Annotated in this window: 15 protein-coding genes; 8 read left to right on the top strand and 7 right to left on the bottom strand. The window is 73.0% G+C overall.

From position 1 onward, the window contains the following. The 4 genes from AB0D08_RS28740 to AB0D08_RS28725 all read left to right on the top strand — a co-directional run. Positions 1–154: alpha-isopropylmalate synthase regulatory domain-containing protein (locus tag AB0D08_RS28740; RefSeq protein WP_359892934.1), on the top strand; the 154-nt coding region annotated here is incomplete at its 5' end. Positions 155–378: 224 nt separating this feature from the next. After that, positions 379–1,044 (top strand): TerB family tellurite resistance protein, encoded by a 666-nt coding sequence (locus AB0D08_RS28735; protein ID WP_082526571.1) that lies wholly within the window; start codon positions 379–381, stop codon positions 1,042–1,044. A gap of 226 nt (positions 1,045–1,270) precedes the next feature. Continuing rightward, positions 1,271–2,017 carry a DNA repair protein RecO gene (gene recO, locus AB0D08_RS28730; RefSeq protein ID WP_033820803.1) on the top strand — a complete coding sequence of 249 codons (747 nt, stop codon included), beginning with the start codon at positions 1,271–1,273 and terminating at the stop codon, positions 2,015–2,017. A 2-nt stretch (positions 2,018–2,019) separates the two neighbouring features. Beyond that, positions 2,020–2,859, top strand: a complete 840-nt coding sequence (locus AB0D08_RS28725; RefSeq protein WP_033820804.1) for an isoprenyl transferase — start codon at positions 2,020–2,022, stop codon at positions 2,857–2,859. Positions 2,860–2,923: 64 nt separating this feature from the next. Here AB0D08_RS28725 and AB0D08_RS28720 read toward each other — a convergent pair whose 3' ends face one another. From AB0D08_RS28720 to AB0D08_RS28705, 4 genes are read right to left on the bottom strand one after another with little or no spacing between them, the layout of a single operon-like run. Next, positions 2,924–3,334: a Fur family transcriptional regulator gene (locus tag AB0D08_RS28720; RefSeq protein WP_033820805.1), complete on the bottom strand. Its 411-nt coding sequence runs from the start codon at positions 3,332–3,334 to the stop codon at positions 2,924–2,926. Between the two features lie 35 nt (positions 3,335–3,369). Next, on the bottom strand, positions 3,370–4,293 hold the full coding sequence (locus tag AB0D08_RS28715) for a metal ABC transporter permease (RefSeq protein ID WP_359892926.1): 924 nt from the start codon (positions 4,291–4,293) through the stop codon (positions 3,370–3,372). Further along, a complete protein-coding gene (locus AB0D08_RS28710; protein ID WP_359892923.1) occupies positions 4,290–5,135 on the bottom strand; it encodes an ATP-binding cassette domain-containing protein in 846 nt (281 codons plus the stop codon). The genes AB0D08_RS28715 and AB0D08_RS28710 overlap by 4 nt, the downstream gene beginning before the upstream one ends. A 14-nt stretch (positions 5,136–5,149) precedes the next feature. After that, the gene (locus AB0D08_RS28705) at positions 5,150–6,103 is read right to left on the bottom strand and encodes a metal ABC transporter substrate-binding protein (protein WP_033820808.1); all 954 of its coding nucleotides are present in this window, start codon (positions 6,101–6,103) and stop codon (positions 5,150–5,152) included. A 217-nt stretch (positions 6,104–6,320) separates the two neighbouring features. Here AB0D08_RS28705 and AB0D08_RS28700 point away from each other — a divergent pair, with 217 nt between their 5' ends. After that, on the top strand, positions 6,321–7,703 hold the full coding sequence (locus AB0D08_RS28700) for a glycine--tRNA ligase (RefSeq protein ID WP_033820809.1): 1,383 nt from the start codon (positions 6,321–6,323) through the stop codon (positions 7,701–7,703). Positions 7,704–7,807: 104 nt separating this feature from the next. On the opposite strand, the gene AB0D08_RS28695 is transcribed toward AB0D08_RS28700, so the two are convergent. From AB0D08_RS28695 to AB0D08_RS28685, 3 genes are all read right to left on the bottom strand, one after another. Continuing rightward, positions 7,808–9,088, bottom strand: a complete 1,281-nt coding sequence (locus AB0D08_RS28695) for a hypothetical protein (RefSeq protein ID WP_359892919.1) — start codon at positions 9,086–9,088, stop codon at positions 7,808–7,810. A 182-nt stretch (positions 9,089–9,270) separates the two neighbouring features. After that, positions 9,271–9,912, bottom strand: a complete 642-nt coding sequence (locus AB0D08_RS28690) for an NADAR family protein (RefSeq protein WP_082526388.1) — start codon at positions 9,910–9,912, stop codon at positions 9,271–9,273. Positions 9,913–10,019: 107 nt separating this feature from the next. Then, complete coding sequence (locus AB0D08_RS28685) at positions 10,020–11,438, bottom strand: MFS transporter (RefSeq protein WP_359892931.1); 1,419 nt, start codon at positions 11,436–11,438, stop codon at positions 10,020–10,022. A 119-nt stretch (positions 11,439–11,557) separates the two neighbouring features. On the opposite strand from AB0D08_RS28685, the gene AB0D08_RS28680 reads away from it, so the two are divergent. The 3 genes from AB0D08_RS28680 to ppdK all read left to right on the top strand — a co-directional run bounded on the left by AB0D08_RS28680 (position 11,558) and on the right by ppdK (position 16,944). Next, positions 11,558–12,409: a helix-turn-helix transcriptional regulator gene (locus tag AB0D08_RS28680; protein ID WP_033819508.1), complete on the top strand. Its 852-nt coding sequence runs from the start codon at positions 11,558–11,560 to the stop codon at positions 12,407–12,409. Positions 12,410–12,500: 91 nt separating this feature from the next. After that, positions 12,501–13,670, top strand: coding sequence for a tRNA dihydrouridine synthase DusB (gene dusB, locus AB0D08_RS28675; protein WP_359892915.1), 1,170 nt, complete (start codon positions 12,501–12,503; stop codon positions 13,668–13,670). A gap of 565 nt (positions 13,671–14,235) precedes the next feature. Continuing rightward, on the top strand, positions 14,236–16,944 hold the full coding sequence (gene ppdK / locus AB0D08_RS28670; RefSeq protein ID WP_359892913.1) for a pyruvate, phosphate dikinase: 2,709 nt from the start codon (positions 14,236–14,238) through the stop codon (positions 16,942–16,944). Positions 16,945–17,073 lie beyond the last annotated feature (129 nt).

Below are 17,073 nucleotides of genomic sequence, written 5' to 3'. Positions count from 1 at the left end.
CGCGCTGAGCGAGGGCGGCGACGCCCAGGCGGCCGCGTACGTCGAGTGCGCGGTCGACGGCAAGGTGCTGTGGGGCGTCGGCATCGACTCCAACACCGTGCTGGCCTCGCTGAAGGCCATGGTGAGCGCCGTCAACCGGTCGCAGCGCGGGTAGTTCGTGGTGCCGCCGATCGGCGGCCGTGACGCGTGCCACACTCCTCACGGGTGTGGCACGCGTCACAGATTTATCCATCGGCACCCGTTCGGGGTGCTGACACGTGCCGGTAACCGTGGCAACATCGACGCACCGGAAGCCGGGTCGGTGGGACGTCCCGACGGCCGGTCGCGTGACCTGCCCACTGATGCGCAGGCCGCCTGCCATGTCTGGGGAGTGGCACCGTGACAGGGTTGTGGGGTGTCCGCCCTCGCTGGCGGACGGACGTTCTCGGTGAGTTCTTCTGCCCCGGCTGCGGCGGGGACCGCAACTACCGCCGGCAGCACGGCCGGCGGTGGCTGCGGCTGCTCGGCAGCCCGGTGCTGCCGCTCGGCCCGGTGATCGGCTGCGTGCAGTGCACCTCCTGCCACGGCCGGTACGGCACCGAGACGCTGGACCAGCTCACCTGCGTCCGGCTGGCGGCGATGCTGCGGGACGCCCAGTACACCGTCGCGCTGGCCACCCTCGCGGCCGGCGGCACCGCCAGCCGGGCCGGCCGCGAGGCCGCCTGCGCGGTGGTCCGCGACGCGGGCTTCGAGGACAGCGGCGAGGCCCAGGTGCTGGCCGCGCTGGCGGCGCTCTCCGGCCACAGCGGCGGCGAACCGCTGGACGTGGACGGCGTGGGCAGCGGCCTGGCCGTCGAACTGCACGCCGCCCTGGAGCCGCTCGCCCCGCACCTGGCCCAGCAGGGCCGCGAACGCTTGCTGCTGCAGGGCGCCTGGATCGCGCTGGCCGACGGCCGCTACCTCCCCGAGGAGCGGGCCGCGCTGGCGGTGGTCGGGCGATGTCTGAAGCTCTCCGAGTCCCAGGTCGGCGAACTGCTGGCGGCCGCCACCCGCGCCCCGCACTGAGCCGCCGGTCCGTCCCCGAAGGCCGCTCCGCACCCGCACCACCGCCCCAGGACCGGGCCCGACCCCCTTCCGGGCCCGCCGTACCCCGCACCGCCACGGGCGCTCCCCCCACCGCCCCGGGTGCGGGCGCACGGCTGCCCGCCCGCCGGATGGCCGGAGGGGCCCCGGGGTTGCGGGACAATGGTGGGATGTCCACACTGTCCGACCGTCCCGGCCGGGAACCGGCATGAGCCTGTTCCGCGACGACGGCGTGGTGCTGCGCACCCAGAAGCTCGGCGAGGCCGACCGGATCATCACCCTGCTCACCCGCCAGCACGGCAAGGTGCGCGCGGTCGCCCGCGGCATCCGCAAGACCAAGTCGAAGTTCGGTGCCCGGCTGGAGCCGTTCTCCCACGTCGACGTGCAGTTCTTCAGCCGGGGCAGCGACCTGGTCGGCCGTACCCTGCCGCTGTGCACCCAGGTCGAGACGATCGCCCCCTACGGCGGCCCGATCGTCGCCGACTACACCCGCTACACGGCCGGCACCGCGATGCTGGAGACCGCGGAGCGCTTCGCCGAGAACGAGGGCGAGCCCGCCGTCCAGCAGTACCTGCTGCTGGTCGGCGGCCTGCGCACCCTGGCCGCCGGGCAGCACCAGCCGCACCTGGTGATGGACGCCTTCCTGCTGCGCTCGCTCGCCGTCAACGGCTACGGCGCCAGCTTCACCGACTGCGCCAAGTGCGGGCTGCCCGGCCCCAACCGGTTCTTCTCGCTGCAGGCGGGCGGTGTGCTGTGCACGGACTGCCGCGTGCCCGGAAGTGCCGTACCCTCCCCTGAGACACTGGTACTGCTCGGGGCGCTGCTGTCGGGGGACTGGCAGACGGCGGACGGCTGCGAACCCCGGTACTGGCGTGAGGGCAGCGGGCTGGTGGCCGCCTATCTGCAGTGGCACCTGGAGCGGGGCATCCGCTCGATGAGATACGTGGAGAAGTGAGCATGGTCGCGCGACGGCTGTTCGGCAGCAAGCAGCGGGTGTACCGGACCCCGGACCCGCACCCGAGCGGCGCCCGGCCGCCGAAGATCCCCGGCGAGCTGGTGCCCAACCACGTCGCCTGTGTGATGGACGGCAACGGCCGCTGGGCCAAGGAGCGCGGTCTGCCGCGCACCGAGGGCCACAAGGTCGGCGAGGCGGTCGTGCTGGACGTGCTCAAGGGCTGCCTGGAGATGGGGGTCAAGAACCTCTCGCTGTACGCCTTCTCCACCGAGAACTGGAAGCGCTCCCCGGACGAGGTGAAGTTCCTGATGAACTTCAACCGGGACGTGATCCGCCGCCGCCGCGACGAGATGGACGAGCTGGGCATCCGGATCCGCTGGGCCGGCCGGATGCCGAAGATGTGGAAGAGCGTCGTCCAGGAGCTCCAGGTCGCCCAGGAGCAGACCAAGGACAACGACGCGATGACCATGTACTTCTGCGTCAACTACGGCGGTCGGGCCGAGATCGCCGACGCCGCGCAGGCCATCGCCCGGGACGTCGCGGCCGGCCGGCTGGACCCGAAGAAGGTCAACGAGAAGACCTTCGCCAAGTACCTGTACTACCCGGACATGCCGGACGTCGACCTCTTCCTGCGCCCCAGCGGCGAGCAGCGCACCTCCAACTTCCTGGCCTGGCAGTCCGCCTACGCCGAGCTGGTGTTCCAGGACGTGCTCTGGCCGGACTTCGACCGCCGCGACCTGTGGCGCGCCTGCGAGCAGTTCGCCCGGCGCGACCGCCGCTTCGGCGGTGCGATCCCGAACGCGGTCGAGGACGGCTCGGCGGAGCTGCCGGCCCAGCGCTGAGCGGTGGGGTACGCGTGGGGCCCGGGTTCCTCGGAACCCGGGCCCCACGCGCGTACCCGCCGGTTCAGGCCTTCTTGGCGCACTCCGCGCAGGTGCCGAAGATCTCCAGGGTGTGCGCGATGTCGCTGAAACCGTGCTCCGCGGCGACCGCGTTGGCCCAGCGCTCCACGGCGGGCCCCTCCACCTCGACCGTGGCGCCGCAACTGCGGCAGACCAGGTGGTGGTGGTGCCCGCTGCTGCACCGGCGGTAGACGGCCTCGCCGTCCGCGGTGCGCAGTACGTCCACCTCGCCGGCGTCGGCCAGCGACTGCAGGGTCCGGTACACCGTGGTCAGCCCCACCGAGTCACCCCGGTGCTTGAGCATGTCGTGCAGCTCCTGCGCGCTGCGGAAGTCCTCGATCTCGTCCAGGACCGCCGAGACGGCGGCTCGCTGCCGAGTCGATCGCGCGCGCGGCGACGGGCCTGCGGTGGTCACCGTGAGTCCTCCTGGTGGTCGGGTGCTGTCGCACCTCATTGTGCCAGCCCGGAACTGGGCAGCGGGGCGTCCGTACGACGCCCGTCCTGCTGTCCGGGCAGTGCCACGTCGCACACCGCGGGGCCGTCCGCCGGCCGGGCCCGGTGCCGTCGCCGGGCGAGCGGCGCGGCCAGGGCGCTGAACACCGCGAACGCGGCGATGGCCAGCAGCACGATGGCCGGTCCTGACGGCACGTCGGCCTGGTACGAGCCGGCCACCCCGAGCAGGGCGACGCCGGTCCCGAGGCCGATCGCGGCGGCCTGGGTGGCCGCGAAGGACCGGGTGAGCTGCTGGGCGGCGGCCACCGGCACCACCATCAGTGCGCTGACCAGCAGCAGGCCGACCACCCGCATCGCCACCGTGACGGTGACCGCGGCGGTGACCGCGAGCAGCAGGTTGAGCAGCCGCACCGGGGTGCCGGTCACCCGCGCGAACTCCTCGTCCTGGCAGACCGCGAACAGCTGCCGGCGCAGGCCCAGGGTGATCGCGACGACCACCGCGGCCAGCGCGCCGATCACCACCAGGTCGTCCGCCGAGACGGTCAGGATGGAGCCCCAGAGGTAGCTCTCCAGGCTGCTGCTGCCGGCCTGCGGGCTCAGGCTGACCAGCAGCTTTCCGCAGGCCATGCCGCCGTAGAAGAGCATCGCGAGGGCGATGTCGCCGCGCTGGTTGCCGCGCGAGCGGACCAGCTCCATGACGATCGCGCCGAGGACGCAGACCAGCACCGCCATCCAGACCGGGCTGGTCTGGAAGACGAAGCCGAGGCCGACACCGGTGAGCGCGACGTGCCCGATGCCGTCGCCCATCAGCGCCTGCCGGCGCTGCACCAGGTAGATGCCGACGGCGGGCGCGGTCACCCCGACCAGCACGGCGGCGATCAGCGCCCGCTGCATGAAGTCGTACTGCAGCATCTCGGTCATGACAGCAGCCCCTGGGTGCTCCGGTGGTGGTCGTCGGCGTGCGGGTGGACGTGGTCGTGGCCGGGCAGCGCGTGCTGGCCGACCCCGCGCGGCGGCGGGCCGTCGTGGGCCACGCAGCCGTCCCGGAGCACCACGGCGCGGTCGATCAGCGGCTCCAGCGGCCCGAGTTCGTGCAGCACCAGCAGGACGGCGGCGCCGCGCGCCACCTCGCTGCGCAGGGTGTCGGCGAGCACCTGCTGGCTGTCCAGGTCCACCCCGGCCATCGGCTCGTCCATGATCAGCAGATCGGGGGTGCCGACCAGCGCGCGGGCGATCAGCACCCGCTGGTGCTGGCCGCCGGAGAGCCCGGCGACGCCGTCCGAGGCCCGCTCCAGCATGCCGACGGCGGCCAGCGCCCGGTCGACCGCCGCGCGGTCGCGGCGGCGGAACGGCAGCAGCCGGTGCTGCGGCAGCCGGCCGGTGGAGACCACCTCGCGCACGGTGGCGGGCACTCCGCCGGCCGCGGTGGTGCGCTGCGGCACGTACCCGATCCGGTGCCAGGCCCGGAACCGGCCGAGCGGGGTGCCGAACAGCTCCAGGCTGCCGCGCTGCAGCGGGACGGCGCCGATCACGGACTTGACGGTGGTGGACTTGCCGGAGCCGTTGGCGCCGAGCAGGGCGACCACCTCGCCCGGCCGCACGGTCAGGTCGATGCCGCGCAGGACCGGGCGCCCGCCCAGCGAGGCGGTGGCGTCGAGCAGCCGGACGGCCGGGGCCGCGTCGGCGTCGGTCGCGGGAGCGCCGGATGCGGCGGCGGGGTCGGGTGCGGCGGGGTCGGCCGCCTGCGGGATGGCGGTGCTCATGGTCGGTGTCCCCCTCAGCCGGTGGCGCCGAGCGCGGTCCGGAGGTTGGCGAGATTGTGCTGCATGACCGAGAAGTAGTCCTCGGTGGCCGGGTCCTTGACGCCCTCCAGCGGGTCGAGCACGTCGGTCCGCAGACCGAGGTCCTTGGCGACGGTCTCGGCCAGCCGCGGGTCGACCAGGGTCTCGAAGAAGATCGTGGTGACGCCGTGGGAGCGGGCCGCCTGCTGGATCTCGGTGAGCCGGGCCGGCGTGGGCTCGGCCTCCGGGTCGACGCCGTTGATCGCGACCTGCTCGAGGCCGTAGTGGTCGGCGAGGTAGCCGAACGCGGCGTGGCTGGTGACGAAGGTCTTGGTCGGTACGTCCTTCAGACCGTCGCGGAACGCGGTGTCCAGGGCCGTCAGCCGGTCGAGGAGCCGGTCGGTGGCGCTGCGGTAGTCCTCGGCGTGGGCCGGGTCCGCGGCGGCGAGTTCGGTGCCGACGCTGCGGGCGACCGCCGCGTAGCGGGTGGGGTCGAGCCAGATGTGCGGGTCGCCCGCGGGGCCGCTGTGCTCGTGGCCGGCGTGCTCGCCGCCGGGCTCCTCGTTGCCCTCGTCCAGGTGGTGGTCGACCAGCGGCGAGACGGCCGTCGCGTCGACCACGTGCTCGGCGTGGGTGCCCTTCACGGCCTGGTCGACGCTGGGCTGCAGGCCCTTGAGGTAGACCACCACGTCCGCGCTCTGCACCGCGCCGACCTGACGGGCCTTGAGCTCCAGGTCGTGCGGCTCGACCCCGGCGGGGGTGAGGCCGGTGACCTTCACGTGGCTGCCGCCGATCTGCTCGGCGAGGTAGGCCATCGGGTAGAACGACGCCACCACCTTCAGCCGGCCGTCGCCGTCGGCGGCGCTGGAGCTGCCACCGCAGGCGGTGAGCAGCAGGGCGCCGACGGCCGCGCTCGCGGCGAGGGCTATCGAGGAACGTCGGATCATCATGACAACCATTCTCATCTTGAGTGGAAATGATTGTCAACTCACTCGAATGGCTGATTGTGCAGCAAGGATGTGCGGGTGCGCCCCGGCGGTGGCCGGAACGCGCCCGGCGCGCGGTCAAACCGTGTGACGGCGGGGCCCGCGCTCCCGGTAACCTGGGGCATTCGGGTGCGTGCAACCAGCCGCGCCTTGACCGTGCCGTCGTACTGAAGAGAGCACTGTGGCCGCCGACAAGATCGACACCATCGTCAGCCTGAGCAAGCGCCGAGGCTTCGTCTACCCCTGCAGCGAGATCTACGGAGGTACGCGCGCCGCCTGGGACTACGGCCCACTGGGTGTCGAGCTCAAGGAGAACATCAAGCGCCAGTGGTGGCGTTCGATGGTCCACGCTCGGGAGGACGTCGTCGGCCTCGACTCCTCGGTGATCCTGGCCCGCGAGGTCTGGGAGGCCTCCGGCCACGTGGCGACGTTCAACGACCCGCTGACCGAGTGCCTCTCCTGTCACAAGCGCTTCCGCGCCGACCACCTGGAAGAGGCGTACGAGGCCAAGCACAACCGGCTGCCCGCCAACGGCCTCGCCGACATCAACTGCCCGAACTGCGGCAACAAGGGCGCCTTCACGGAGCCCAAGGAGTTCTCGGGCATGCTGAAGACGCACCTCGGCGTCACCGAGGACGCGAGCGGCCTGGCCTACCTGCGCCCGGAGACCGCGCAGGGCATCTTCACCAACTTCAGCGCCGTCCAGACCACCTCGCGCCGCAAGCCGCCGTTCGGCATCGCCCAGACCGGCAAGAGCTTCCGCAACGAGATCACCCCCGGCAACTTCATCTTCCGCACGCGCGAGTTCGAGCAGATGGAGATGGAGTTCTTCGTCAAGCCGGGCGAGGACGACCAGTGGCACGAGTACTGGCTCCAGCAGCGCTGGGACTGGTACGTCGACCTCGGCCTGCGGACCGAGAACATGCGCTTCTTCGAGCACCCGAAGGAGAAGCTCTCCCACTACGCCAAGCGCACCGTGGACATCGAGTACCGCTTCAACTTCGGCGGCACCGAGTTCTCCGAGCTGGAGGGCATCGCCAACCGCACCGACTACGACCTCTCGGTGCACAGCGAGCACTCCGGCAAGGACCTGCGGTACTTCGACCAGGAGTCCGGCGAGCGGTACTTCCCGTACGTCATCGAGCCGGCCGCCGGTCTCAACCGCGCGATGCTGGCCTTCCTGCTCGACGCCTACTTCGAGGACGAGGCGCCCAACGCCAAGGGCGTCATGGAGAAGCGCGTCGGCATGCGGCTCGACCCGCGCCTGGCCCCGGTCAAGGTCGCGGTGCTGCCGCTGTCGCGCAACGCCGACCTGTCCCCGAAGGCCCGCGGCCTGGCCGCCGACCTGCGCACCGCGTGGAACGTCGAGTTCGACGACGCCGGCGCGATCGGCAAGCGCTACCGCCGCCAGGACGAGATCGGCACGCCGTTCTGCGTCACCGTCGACTTCGACACCCTCGAGGACAACGCGGTCACCATCCGCGAGCGCGACACCATGGCGCAGGAGCGCGTCTCCCTGGACCAGGTGAAGTCCTACCTCGGTGCCCGCCTGATCGGCTGCTGACCGGGACCGCCCCCGACGGCCCCCACCGCCTCGCGCGGTGGGGGCCGTCGTGCTGCGGGCGGCCGGAGCGCACCCGGCCCGCCGGGATCGCCGTCCCGCGGGGATCAGCGGCTGCGGGAGCGGCGGCGGCCCTGGCCGCGGTCGGCCGGCCCGGTCGGCAGGCCGGCCGTGCGCAGCGCCGCCAGCGCGGTCCTGGCCCGGCTCTCGTCCAGCCGGGCGACCGCCGCGAGCAGCGCCCCGTACAGCTCGGGGTGCGGGGTGAGGGCGCGGCCGAACTCGCCGAGGCCGGTCGCCGAGCGCAGCGCGACCACCTCGCCGACCAGCGCCACCGCGAGCGGGCCGGCCAGCTCCGGCGCCAGTGCCGCGACCTCCGCCACCGGCCGCCCGGCCGCCTGGTGGAGCAGCGTCCGGGCGTCCCCGGCGCGGCCGGCGGCGTGCAGCTGCTCGGCCAGCCGGGCCAGCGCCGTGGTCGGGGCCGAGCCCCACTCCCAGAGCAGGGTCTGGCCGTCGGCGCTCTGCCCGGCCTGCTCCAGCGCGGCCAGCAGCTCCGGCAGTTCGGTGGCGGGCGCCGCGCGCAGCAGGTGGAACAGCTCGGCGGCCTCCTCGGCCAGCCCGGCCTCGCGCAGGCCGGCCAGGGTGTTCACGGCGTGCGCCGCCCGGCCGTCGGCCGTCGCCCGCGCCAGGAACCCGGCCGCTCCGGCCGGTCCGCCGGTGCGCAGCCGGACCGCGAGGCGGACCACGTCCGCGGGGGCCAGCGCCAGCGCGGCCCGGGTGGCGAGCGCCGCGGACTCGGTGCCGGAGCCCCGGCGGTGCAGGTCCGAGATCAGCCCGGCGAGTGCCACCAGCTCCTCGGGGCGGCGGGCCCGCGGGCCCTCGGCCGGTCCGGCGCCGGTCGTGGGCCGCGGGCGGGACTCCGTACCTGCCTCCGCCTCCGGTTCGGGCCGCGGCGTCGGCTGCGGCTCGGGCTTCGCCTCGGGCCTGACGCCGCTGAACCGGGCGCCGCGGATGGGCGCCGTCGCGGTCGGCGGCAGCACCGGCTGCGGCGCGGCGCCCGCCGCGTCGGCCACCGGGGCGGCGGCGCCCGCGAACCTGGCTCCGGTGGGGCGGCGCCGCGAGGCCGCCGGCCGGTCGCGCTCCTCCAGCAGCCGCAGCCGGTCGTGCTGTTCCCGGCACCGCTCGCTGAGCCCCTCCCGCAGCCGCCGGGCCTGGCCGAGCTGCCGCAGCAGCTCGTCCGGCGGTTCGGACGGCGGCTGCGCGGAGGCCCGCACGGCCTCGGCCAGCCGCCGCTCGCGCAGCGCCGCGTACTGCCGGGCGCGCAGCAGCTCGTCGAGCTCGGCCCGTATCGCCTCGACCTCGGCTGCCGGACCCAGCTCCTGGACTGTCATCGTGTCGGACCCGCCCTCTCCGCCCGAGGACTTCTGCCCCGCCCCCGGGCCATGCCTGGCAGCCATCCTGGCGCGCCGATACGGCAGGCGTGTTACGGGAGCGAGTCGGCGTTCTTACGGCTGGAAGAGGATCAACTGCCTTGCAGGGGGCGGCTACTGGGGTTTTCGCAGGCGGGCGGGGGTCAGACCGCGAGCCGGGCCCTGGCCTCCATCAGGGCGAAGCCGAGCAGGTTGAGTCCGCGCCACCGCGCCGGCGCGGTGGCCCGCTCGTCGTCCGCCGCCAGGCCGATGCCCCACAGCCGGTCCAGCGGACTGGCCTCCACCAGCACCCGGCCGCCGGTGCCCAGCAGATAGCCGCGCAGTTCCTCGCTGGAGCCGAACTTGGCGACGTTCCCCCGGACCACCAGCTCGAACCGTTCGGCGGCCCAGCGCTCGTCGTGGAAGCCGCGGACCTGCCGGCCCAGCTTCTTCGCCTCGCCCGGTGTCCGGGCGGCCAGGATCCTGGGCACGATCTCCTCGTCCCCGAACAGCCGCGCCTTGCCGGCCATCATCCAGTGCTCGGCCGTCGGGTAGCCCACCCCGTCGACGGTGAACCGCGCGGGCCACCACTGGCTCAGCGCACCGGCGCCGATCCGCCCGTCCCGCTCCGGGCGGTGGCCCCAGAACAGCAGGTACTTCGGCCGGGCGCCCGCCTCGACCAGCGCGGCGAGCTCCTCCCGCGTCCGGGTGTCGACCGGGGAGAGCGGCCCGGAGGGCCCGGCCGGCCCGGTGGGGGAGTCGTGGGTGGCGGGGGAGACCTGGCCGGCGGGGGGAACACTCGTCATGCCGCCATCGTGTCATCCGGCACCGACGGCGGTCCCGCGCTTTTCCCGACGCCCCGCAGGTCACCGCCGGTGCCCGGCCCGGCCCCGGGCCCCGGCCCTCGCCGGCCTCAGGCCACCGAGCGCGGCAGCCGGACGCTCAGCAGGGCGATCACCACCGAGCCGGCCAGCTGCACGGTGAGCACGACCGCGAGGGCGCGGGCCATCCCCAGGCCGGGGACCAGCCCCAGGAAGAGGGTGCCCACCGCCGCGACCCCGAGCGCCAGGCTGGACTGCTGGGTGGTCGCCAGCACCCCGCCGCCCACCCCCGCCTGCTCGGCGGGCACCTGAGAGAGCACCACCCGGAACAGCGGCATCCCGATCAGCCCCTGGCCGATCCCGGCCAGCGCGATCCCCGGCAGCATCCGAGGTACGGACAGCTGCGCCGGGTCGGCCAGCGCGACGGCGGCCAGCGCGGCCAGCCCGGTGCCCTGGACCGCGGCGCCGACCGTGATCACCCGGCTGCCGAACCGGCCGACCAGCCGGGGCCCGGCCAGCGAGGCGCCGAAGTAGCCGACCGCCATCGGGACCAGCGCCCAGCCGGCCGCCACCGGGTCCTGGTGCAGACCCTGCTGGAGCAGGATCGCGATGACGAACATGAATCCGCCGAACCCGGTGAAGTACGGCAGCGCGATCCCCAGCCCGCGCCGCATCTCCGGGATCCGGACCAGCGACAGCGGGACCAGCGGCACCCGCCCGGCGGCCTCGGTCCGCCGCTCGACCACCAGGAACGCGGTGGCCAGGAACGGGAACGCGGCCAGCAGCAGCCAGGTCCACAGCGGCCAGCCGACCGCGCGGCCCTCCATCAGCGGCACGAACAGCGCGAGCAGTGCGGCCGTCAGCAGCGCGGTGCCGGGCAGGTCCAGCCCGGCCGCCCGGGGAGAACGGGTCTGCGGCACCCAGCGCACCGCGAACACCGCGGTGGCCAGCGCGAACGGCACGTTGAGCAGGAACACCGCGCGCCAGCCGGTCCCGAACAGGTCGGCGGAGACCAGCAGGCCGCCCAGCACCTGGCCGATCACCACCGAGATCCCGCCGACCGCGCCGTAGATCCCGAGCGCCCGGGCCCGCCGGGCGCCTTCGGTGGCGGCGGTGATGGTGGCCAGGACCTGCGGGATCAGCAGGGCGGCCGAGGCCCCCTGGGCCACCCGGGCGGCCACCAGGGTCCAGGCCGTCGGGGCGAGGCCGCAGGCCAGCGAGGTGACCGCGAAGGCGGCGGCGCCGGCCACGAACAGCCGGCGGCGGCCGACCGCGTCGCCGAGCCGCCCGCCGAGCACCAGCAGCACCGCGAAGGCGATGCCGTACCCGGCGGCCACCAGCTCCAGGACCGCGGGGCCGGCGGCGAGGTCGTGGTCGATGGTGGGGAGGGCGACGTTGACGATGAAGAAGTCCAGCATCGGGAGGAACGCGCCGAGCAGCACGGTGGTGAGCCCGGCCCGTCCGAGCCCGGGGACGGCCGGGCGGCGGACGTGCGGAAGGGTCTGCGGCAAGGTCAGTTGCTGAGTCACGGATCCTACGATCCACCCCTTCGGAACCTGGTACCAGACAGTGTTTATCCAGGTATCAGAAGTACCTGGCACCCGGCACGCCGAGCGGGCATGCTGAGCGTATGAGCAGTCACGCCACCTCGGCCGCCCCCGCCCCCGCCGCGGCCCGCCGCCACGAGCTGGCCGCCTTCCTGCGCAGCCGCCGGGAGCGGATCGCGCCCGAGCAGGTCGGGCTGCCGGGGCTCGGCCGCCGCCGCACCCCGGGGCTGCGGCGCGAGGAGGTGGCGCAGCTCGCCGCGGTCGGGGTCACCTGGTACACGTGGCTGGAGCAGGGCCGGGACATCCAGGTGTCGGTGCAGGTGCTGGACGCGGTGGCGCGGGCGCTGCGGCTCGACCCGGTGGAGCGCGCCCACCTGTTCGCGCTGGCGGCGGCCGAGGACCCGGTCCCGCAGGCGGAGTGCTTCACCGTCACCGCGCCGGTGCGGGCCGTGCTCGACCAGTTCGACCCGCTGCCCGCGGCCGTGCTCAACAGCCGCTACGACGTGCTGGCCCACAACCGCGCGTACACGGTGCTGGCGGGCGACCTGGACCTGGTGCCGTTCGAGGACCGCAACGTGCTCTGGATGGCGTTCACCGACACCCCCTTCGCCCGGCACCTGGTCGACCTGGACGCGGCCCGGCGCAGCGTGGTGGCGCGCTTCCGCACCGCGATGGCCGAGCACGCCGCCGACCCCGGCTGGAAGAACCTGCTGGCCCGGCTGGCCCAGGCCGCGCCGGAGTTCGAGGCGGCCTGGCAGCGGCACGAGGTGGACGCGCCCGCCAACGGTCTCAAGCAGTTCGAGATCCCGGGCACCGGGCTGCTGCGCTTCGAGTACACCAACCTGTGGCTCGGCCCGCGCACCGGTGCCCGGGTGGTCGCCTACACCCCGCAGGACGCCGAGACCCGGGAGCGGCTGGCCGCCCTGCTGGGGTAGCGGGACGGCGGCCGCGGCGGCCCGGCCGGGCGCTGCGCCGGGTGGGGGACAATGGAGAGTCCCGAACCCCCTCCCTGAGGACTTGCCGCGCATGACGACCACGCCCGACCCCGCCCCGGCCGCCACCGAGTTCGCGCCGCTGGACATCGGCCCGATGCAGGTCTGGCCCCCCGTCGTGCTGGCGCCGATGGCGGGCATCACCAACGCCCCGTTCCGCACCCTGTGCCGCGAGCAGAGCGGCGGCCGGGGCCTGTTCGTCTCCGAGATGATCACCACCCGGGCGCTGGTCGAGCGCAACGCCAAGACCATGCAGCTGATCCGCTTCGACCCGAGCGAGAAGCCCCGGTCGATCCAGCTCTACGGGGTCGACCCGGTCACCGTCGGCAAGGCCGCCCGCATGATCGCGGACGAGGGCCTGGCCGACCACATCGACCTGAACTTCGGCTGCCCGGTCCCCAAGGTGACCCGCAAGGGCGGCGGCTCCGCGCTGCCGTACAAGCGCAACCTGCTGCGCGAGATCCTCCGCGAGGCGGTCTCGAACGCGGGGGCCCTCCCGGTCACCATGAAGATGCGCAAGGGCATCGACGACGACCACCTCACCTACCTGGACGCCGGCCGGATCGGCGCCGAGGAGGGCGTGGCGGCCATCGCTCTGCACGGCCGCACGGCCGCCCAGCACTACGGCGGCACCGCCGACTGGTCGGCCATCGCCCGGCTGCGCGAGGCCGTCCCGGCCGGGACCCCGGTGCTCGGCAACGGCGACATCTGGTGCGCCGAGGACGCGGTGCGGATGATGCGCGAGACCGGCTGCGACGGCGTGGTGGTCGGGCGCGGCTGCCTGGGCCGGCCCTGGCTGTTCAAGGACCTGGTGTCGATCTTCGAGGGCGCGGTGGACCCGGCCCGCCCGGCCTTCGCCGACGTCGCCCGCTCGATGGTCCGGCACGCCCAGCTGCTCGGCGAGTGGATGGGGGACGAGACCCGCGGTGTGATCGACTTCCGAAAGCACGTCGCCTGGTACACCAAGGGCTTCTCGGTCGGCTCCGAGCTGCGGGTCCGACTGGCCAACTCCAGCTCGCTGGCCGAGCTCAGCACCACCCTCGACCAGGTTGACCAGGCACAACTGTGGCCGGAGAGCGCGGACGGCCCGCGCGGGCGCACGAGTGGCAACAATCGTGTTGTCCTCCCCGAGGGCTGGTTGGACGATCCGTACGACTGCGCCCTCCCCAGCTCGGACGCCGAATCGGACACCTCGGGCGGCTGAGTACTACGCACTGGCGAAATCGGCCGCGGCGACCGGGAGGCCGCCGCGGCCCTGCCCTCTTGGACAACCTGGCCAAGAGGGCTCCTTTGAGGCAGATTTCGGCTACCTGGAGTCGCCTGCTCATCACCGCATGCCACGAAAGGCGCACTCCTGCTACGCCCGACGGTTGAGATGCGCCCGTGACGCTTGCCACATATCGTGGCGATTGACGCCCTGTCAGGGGTCTCCGGCGGGGTGAGCGGAGGTGAATCGCTTCCCGAAGGGGCTTTCCACCGGATCGGCGTCGCTGGATGCAGGAAATCAAGCCGGGGCAACACGGCGGTTCACCCGCCGCTACGCTCTGTCCGGTTCGTGTGATCTTGGCGTTTCGTTGCCTTCAATACTTGAAGCGTCACTCGCGTCAGCCGGACGATTTCACCAACAGAGGTAAACGCCCTGACGGGCATTCGATCTGTCGGGTCGCTGGGCGGCGCAAAGCTCATACGTCCAGCTAGGGGCGCGACAACGCCTTCGAAATGGGTATGTTCTCCGGCGTCAGGGCAACCGTGTGCGAGGAGACCGACCCGTGCCGTCCGAGCAGAAGTTTGTTTACTCCTTCACCGAAGGAAACAAGGACCTCAAGGACCTTCTTGGCGGGAAGGGTGCGAACCTCGCCGAGATGACCAACCTGGGTCTCCCCGTCCCTCCGGGGTTCACCATCACCACCGAGGCCTGCAAGGTCTTCCTGGAGACCGGCAGTGAGCCGGGCTCGCTGAACGACGAGATCAGCAAGCACCTGGCCGCCCTCGAGGGCGAGATGGGCAAGCAGCTCGGCCAGGCCGACAACCCGCTGCTGGTGTCCGTCCGTTCCGGGGCCAAGTTCTCCATGCCCGGCATGATGGACACGGTCCTCAACATCGGGCTCTCCGACGTCTCGGTGACCGGTCTGGTCGCCCAGTCCGGCAACGAGCGCTTCGCCTGGGACTCCTACCGCCGCCTGGTCCAGATGTTCGGCAAGACCGTGCTGGGCGTCGAGGGCGAGCTGTTCGAGGACGCGCTGGACGAGGTCAAGCGCGCCAAGGGCACCGAGAACGACCTCGACCTCACCGCCGAGGACCTCAAGACCCTGGTGGAGACCTTCAAGGGCATCGTGCTCGCGCAGACCGGCCGGGCCTTCCCGCAGGAGCCGCGCGAGCAGCTGGACCTCGCGATCCACGCGGTGTTCCACTCCTGGAACGGCGACCGGGCCCGCCTGTACCGCCGTCAGGAGCGCATCCCGAACGACCTGGGCACGGCGGTCAACGTCTGCTCGATGGTCTTCGGCAACCTCGGCGAGGACTCCGGCACCGGCGTCGCCTTCACCCGCGACCCCTCCACCGGCACCCAGGGCGTCTACGGCGACTACCTGCAGAACGCCCAGGGCGAGGACGTCGTCGCCGGCATCCGCAACACCCTGCAGCTGGCCGACCTCGAGCAGCTCGACAAGAAGTCGTACGACGAGCTGATGTCGATCATGCACACCCTGGAGACCCACTACCGGGACCTGTGCGACATCGAGTTCACCATCGAGCGCGGCAAGCTCTGGATGCTCCAGACCCGGGTCGGCAAGCGCACCGCCGCGGCCGCCTTCCGGATCGCCGTCCAGCTGGTCGACCAGGGCCTGATCGACCTGGACGAGGCGCTGCACCGGGTCACCGGCGCCCAGCTGGCCCAGCTGATGTTCCCGCGCTTCGCGCCCACCTCCGAGACCAGGCCGGTCGCCTACGGCATCGCCGCCTCGCCGGGCGCCGCGGTCGGCCGGGTCGTCTTCGACTCGTACACCGCCGTCAAGTGGTCCCGCTCCGGGGAGAAGGTGATCCTGGTCCGCCGGGAGACCAACCCGGACGACCTGGAAGGCATGATCGCGGCCGAGGGCATCCTGACCTCGCGCGGCGGCAAGACCTCGCACGCGGCTGTGGTCGCCCGCGGCATGGGCAAGACCTGTGTCTGCGGCGCCGAGGAGCTGGAGGTGGACACCAAGAACCGCAAGTTCACGACCTCCGACGGCCAGGTCGTGCACGAGGGCGACGTGGTCTCCATCGACGGCGCGAACGGCAAGGTCTACCTCGGTGAGGTACCCGTGCTGCCGTCCCCGGTGGTGGAGTACTTCGAGGGCACCCTGCACGCCGGCGCCGACGTCCAGGGCGGGCTGGTCCAGGCCGTGCACCGGCTGATGGCGCACGCCGACGTCCGCCGCCGGCTCGCGGTGCGCGCCAACGCCGACAACGCCGAGGACGCCAACCGCGCCCGCCGCTACGGCGCCCAGGGCATCGGCCTGTGCCGCACCGAGCACATGTTCCTCGGCGAGGAGCGGCGCAAGGAGGTCGAGCACCTGATCCTGGCCGACAACGACAAGGACCGCGAGCAGGCCCTGTCCTCCCTGCTGCCGCTGCAGAAGGGCGACTTCCTCGAGCTCTTCCAGTCGATGGACGGACTGCCCGTCACGGTCCGGCTGCTCGACCCGCCGCTGCACGAGTTCCTGCCCGACATCACCGAGCTGTCGGTGCGCGTCGCCCTCGCCGAGGCCCGCAAGGACCCGAACGAGAACGACCTGCGCCTGCTCCAGGCCGTGCACAAGCTGCACGAGCAGAACCCGATGCTGGGTCTGCGCGGCGTCCGCCTCGGCCTGGTCATCCCCGGCCTGTTCGGCATGCAGGTCCGGGCCATCGCGGAGGCCGCGGCCGAGCGCCGGCTGGCCGGCGGCGACCCGCGCCCCGAGGTGATGATCCCGCTGGTCGGCACCGTCCAGGAGTTGGAGCTGGTGCGCGACGAGTGCGAGCGGGTGCTCGCCGAGGTGGCCGCCTCCACCGGGGTGTCGCTGGACATCAAGTTGGGCACCATGATCGAGTTGCCGCGGGCCGCGGTGACCGCCGGTCAGATCGCCGAGGCCGCGGAGTTCTTCTCCTTCGGCACCAACGACCTGACCCAGACCGTCTGGGGCTTCTCCCGGGACGACGTGGAGGCCTCGTTCTTCACGGCCTACCTGGAGAAGGGCATCTTCGGCGTCAGCCCGTTCGAGACCATCGACCGGGACGGTGTCGGCGCGCTGGTCAAGCTGGCCGCCGAGGCCGGCCGGGCCACCCGCCCGGACCTCAAGCTCGGCGTCTGCGGCGAGCACGGCGGCGACCCGGACTCGGTCCACTTCTTCCACGAGGTGGGACTGGACTACGTGTCCTGCTCCCCCTTCCGGATCCCGGTGGCGCGCCTGGAGGCAGGCCGCGCCGCCCTCGAGGCGGCGGGCAGCGACTCGCGCTGACGGGGAGGGTCACACCCCCTCGAACGCGCGGTCCCATCGCTGACCGCACCCCCTCCGACCGGGGAGGGGCGCACGGCGGAGCTCGGCGCAGGAGAGCCGCCGTGCGTGAGCAGCCGGGGCGGGCACGGA

It is taken from the genome of Kitasatospora sp. NPDC048540, assembly GCF_040651175.1.
GTDB lineage: Bacteria > Actinomycetota > Actinomycetes > Streptomycetales > Streptomycetaceae > Kitasatospora.
This window is presented reverse-complemented; position numbering and strand designations above follow the sequence as displayed.

Coding starts and splice junctions, on each gene's coding strand:
- AB0D08_RS28725 (WP_033820804.1), top strand. CDS start 2,020: ATGGTCGCGCGACGGCTGTTCGGCAGCAAGCAGCGGGTGTACCGGACC.
- AB0D08_RS28715 (WP_359892926.1), bottom strand. CDS start 4,293: ATGACCGAGATGCTGCAGTACGACTTCATGCAGCGGGCGCTGATCGCC.
- AB0D08_RS28710 (WP_359892923.1), bottom strand. CDS start 5,135: ATGAGCACCGCCATCCCGCAGGCGGCCGACCCCGCCGCACCCGACCCC.
- AB0D08_RS28690 (WP_082526388.1), bottom strand. CDS start 9,912: ATGACGAGTGTTCCCCCCGCCGGCCAGGTCTCCCCCGCCACCCACGAC.
- dusB (WP_359892915.1), top strand. CDS start 12,501: ATGACGACCACGCCCGACCCCGCCCCGGCCGCCACCGAGTTCGCGCCG.
- recO (WP_033820803.1), top strand. CDS start 1,271: ATGAGCCTGTTCCGCGACGACGGCGTGGTGCTGCGCACCCAGAAGCTC.
- AB0D08_RS28705 (WP_033820808.1), bottom strand. CDS start 6,103: ATGATGATCCGACGTTCCTCGATAGCCCTCGCCGCGAGCGCGGCCGTC.
- AB0D08_RS28695 (WP_359892919.1), bottom strand. CDS start 9,088: ATGACAGTCCAGGAGCTGGGTCCGGCAGCCGAGGTCGAGGCGATACGG.
- AB0D08_RS28680 (WP_033819508.1), top strand. CDS start 11,558: ATGAGCAGTCACGCCACCTCGGCCGCCCCCGCCCCCGCCGCGGCCCGC.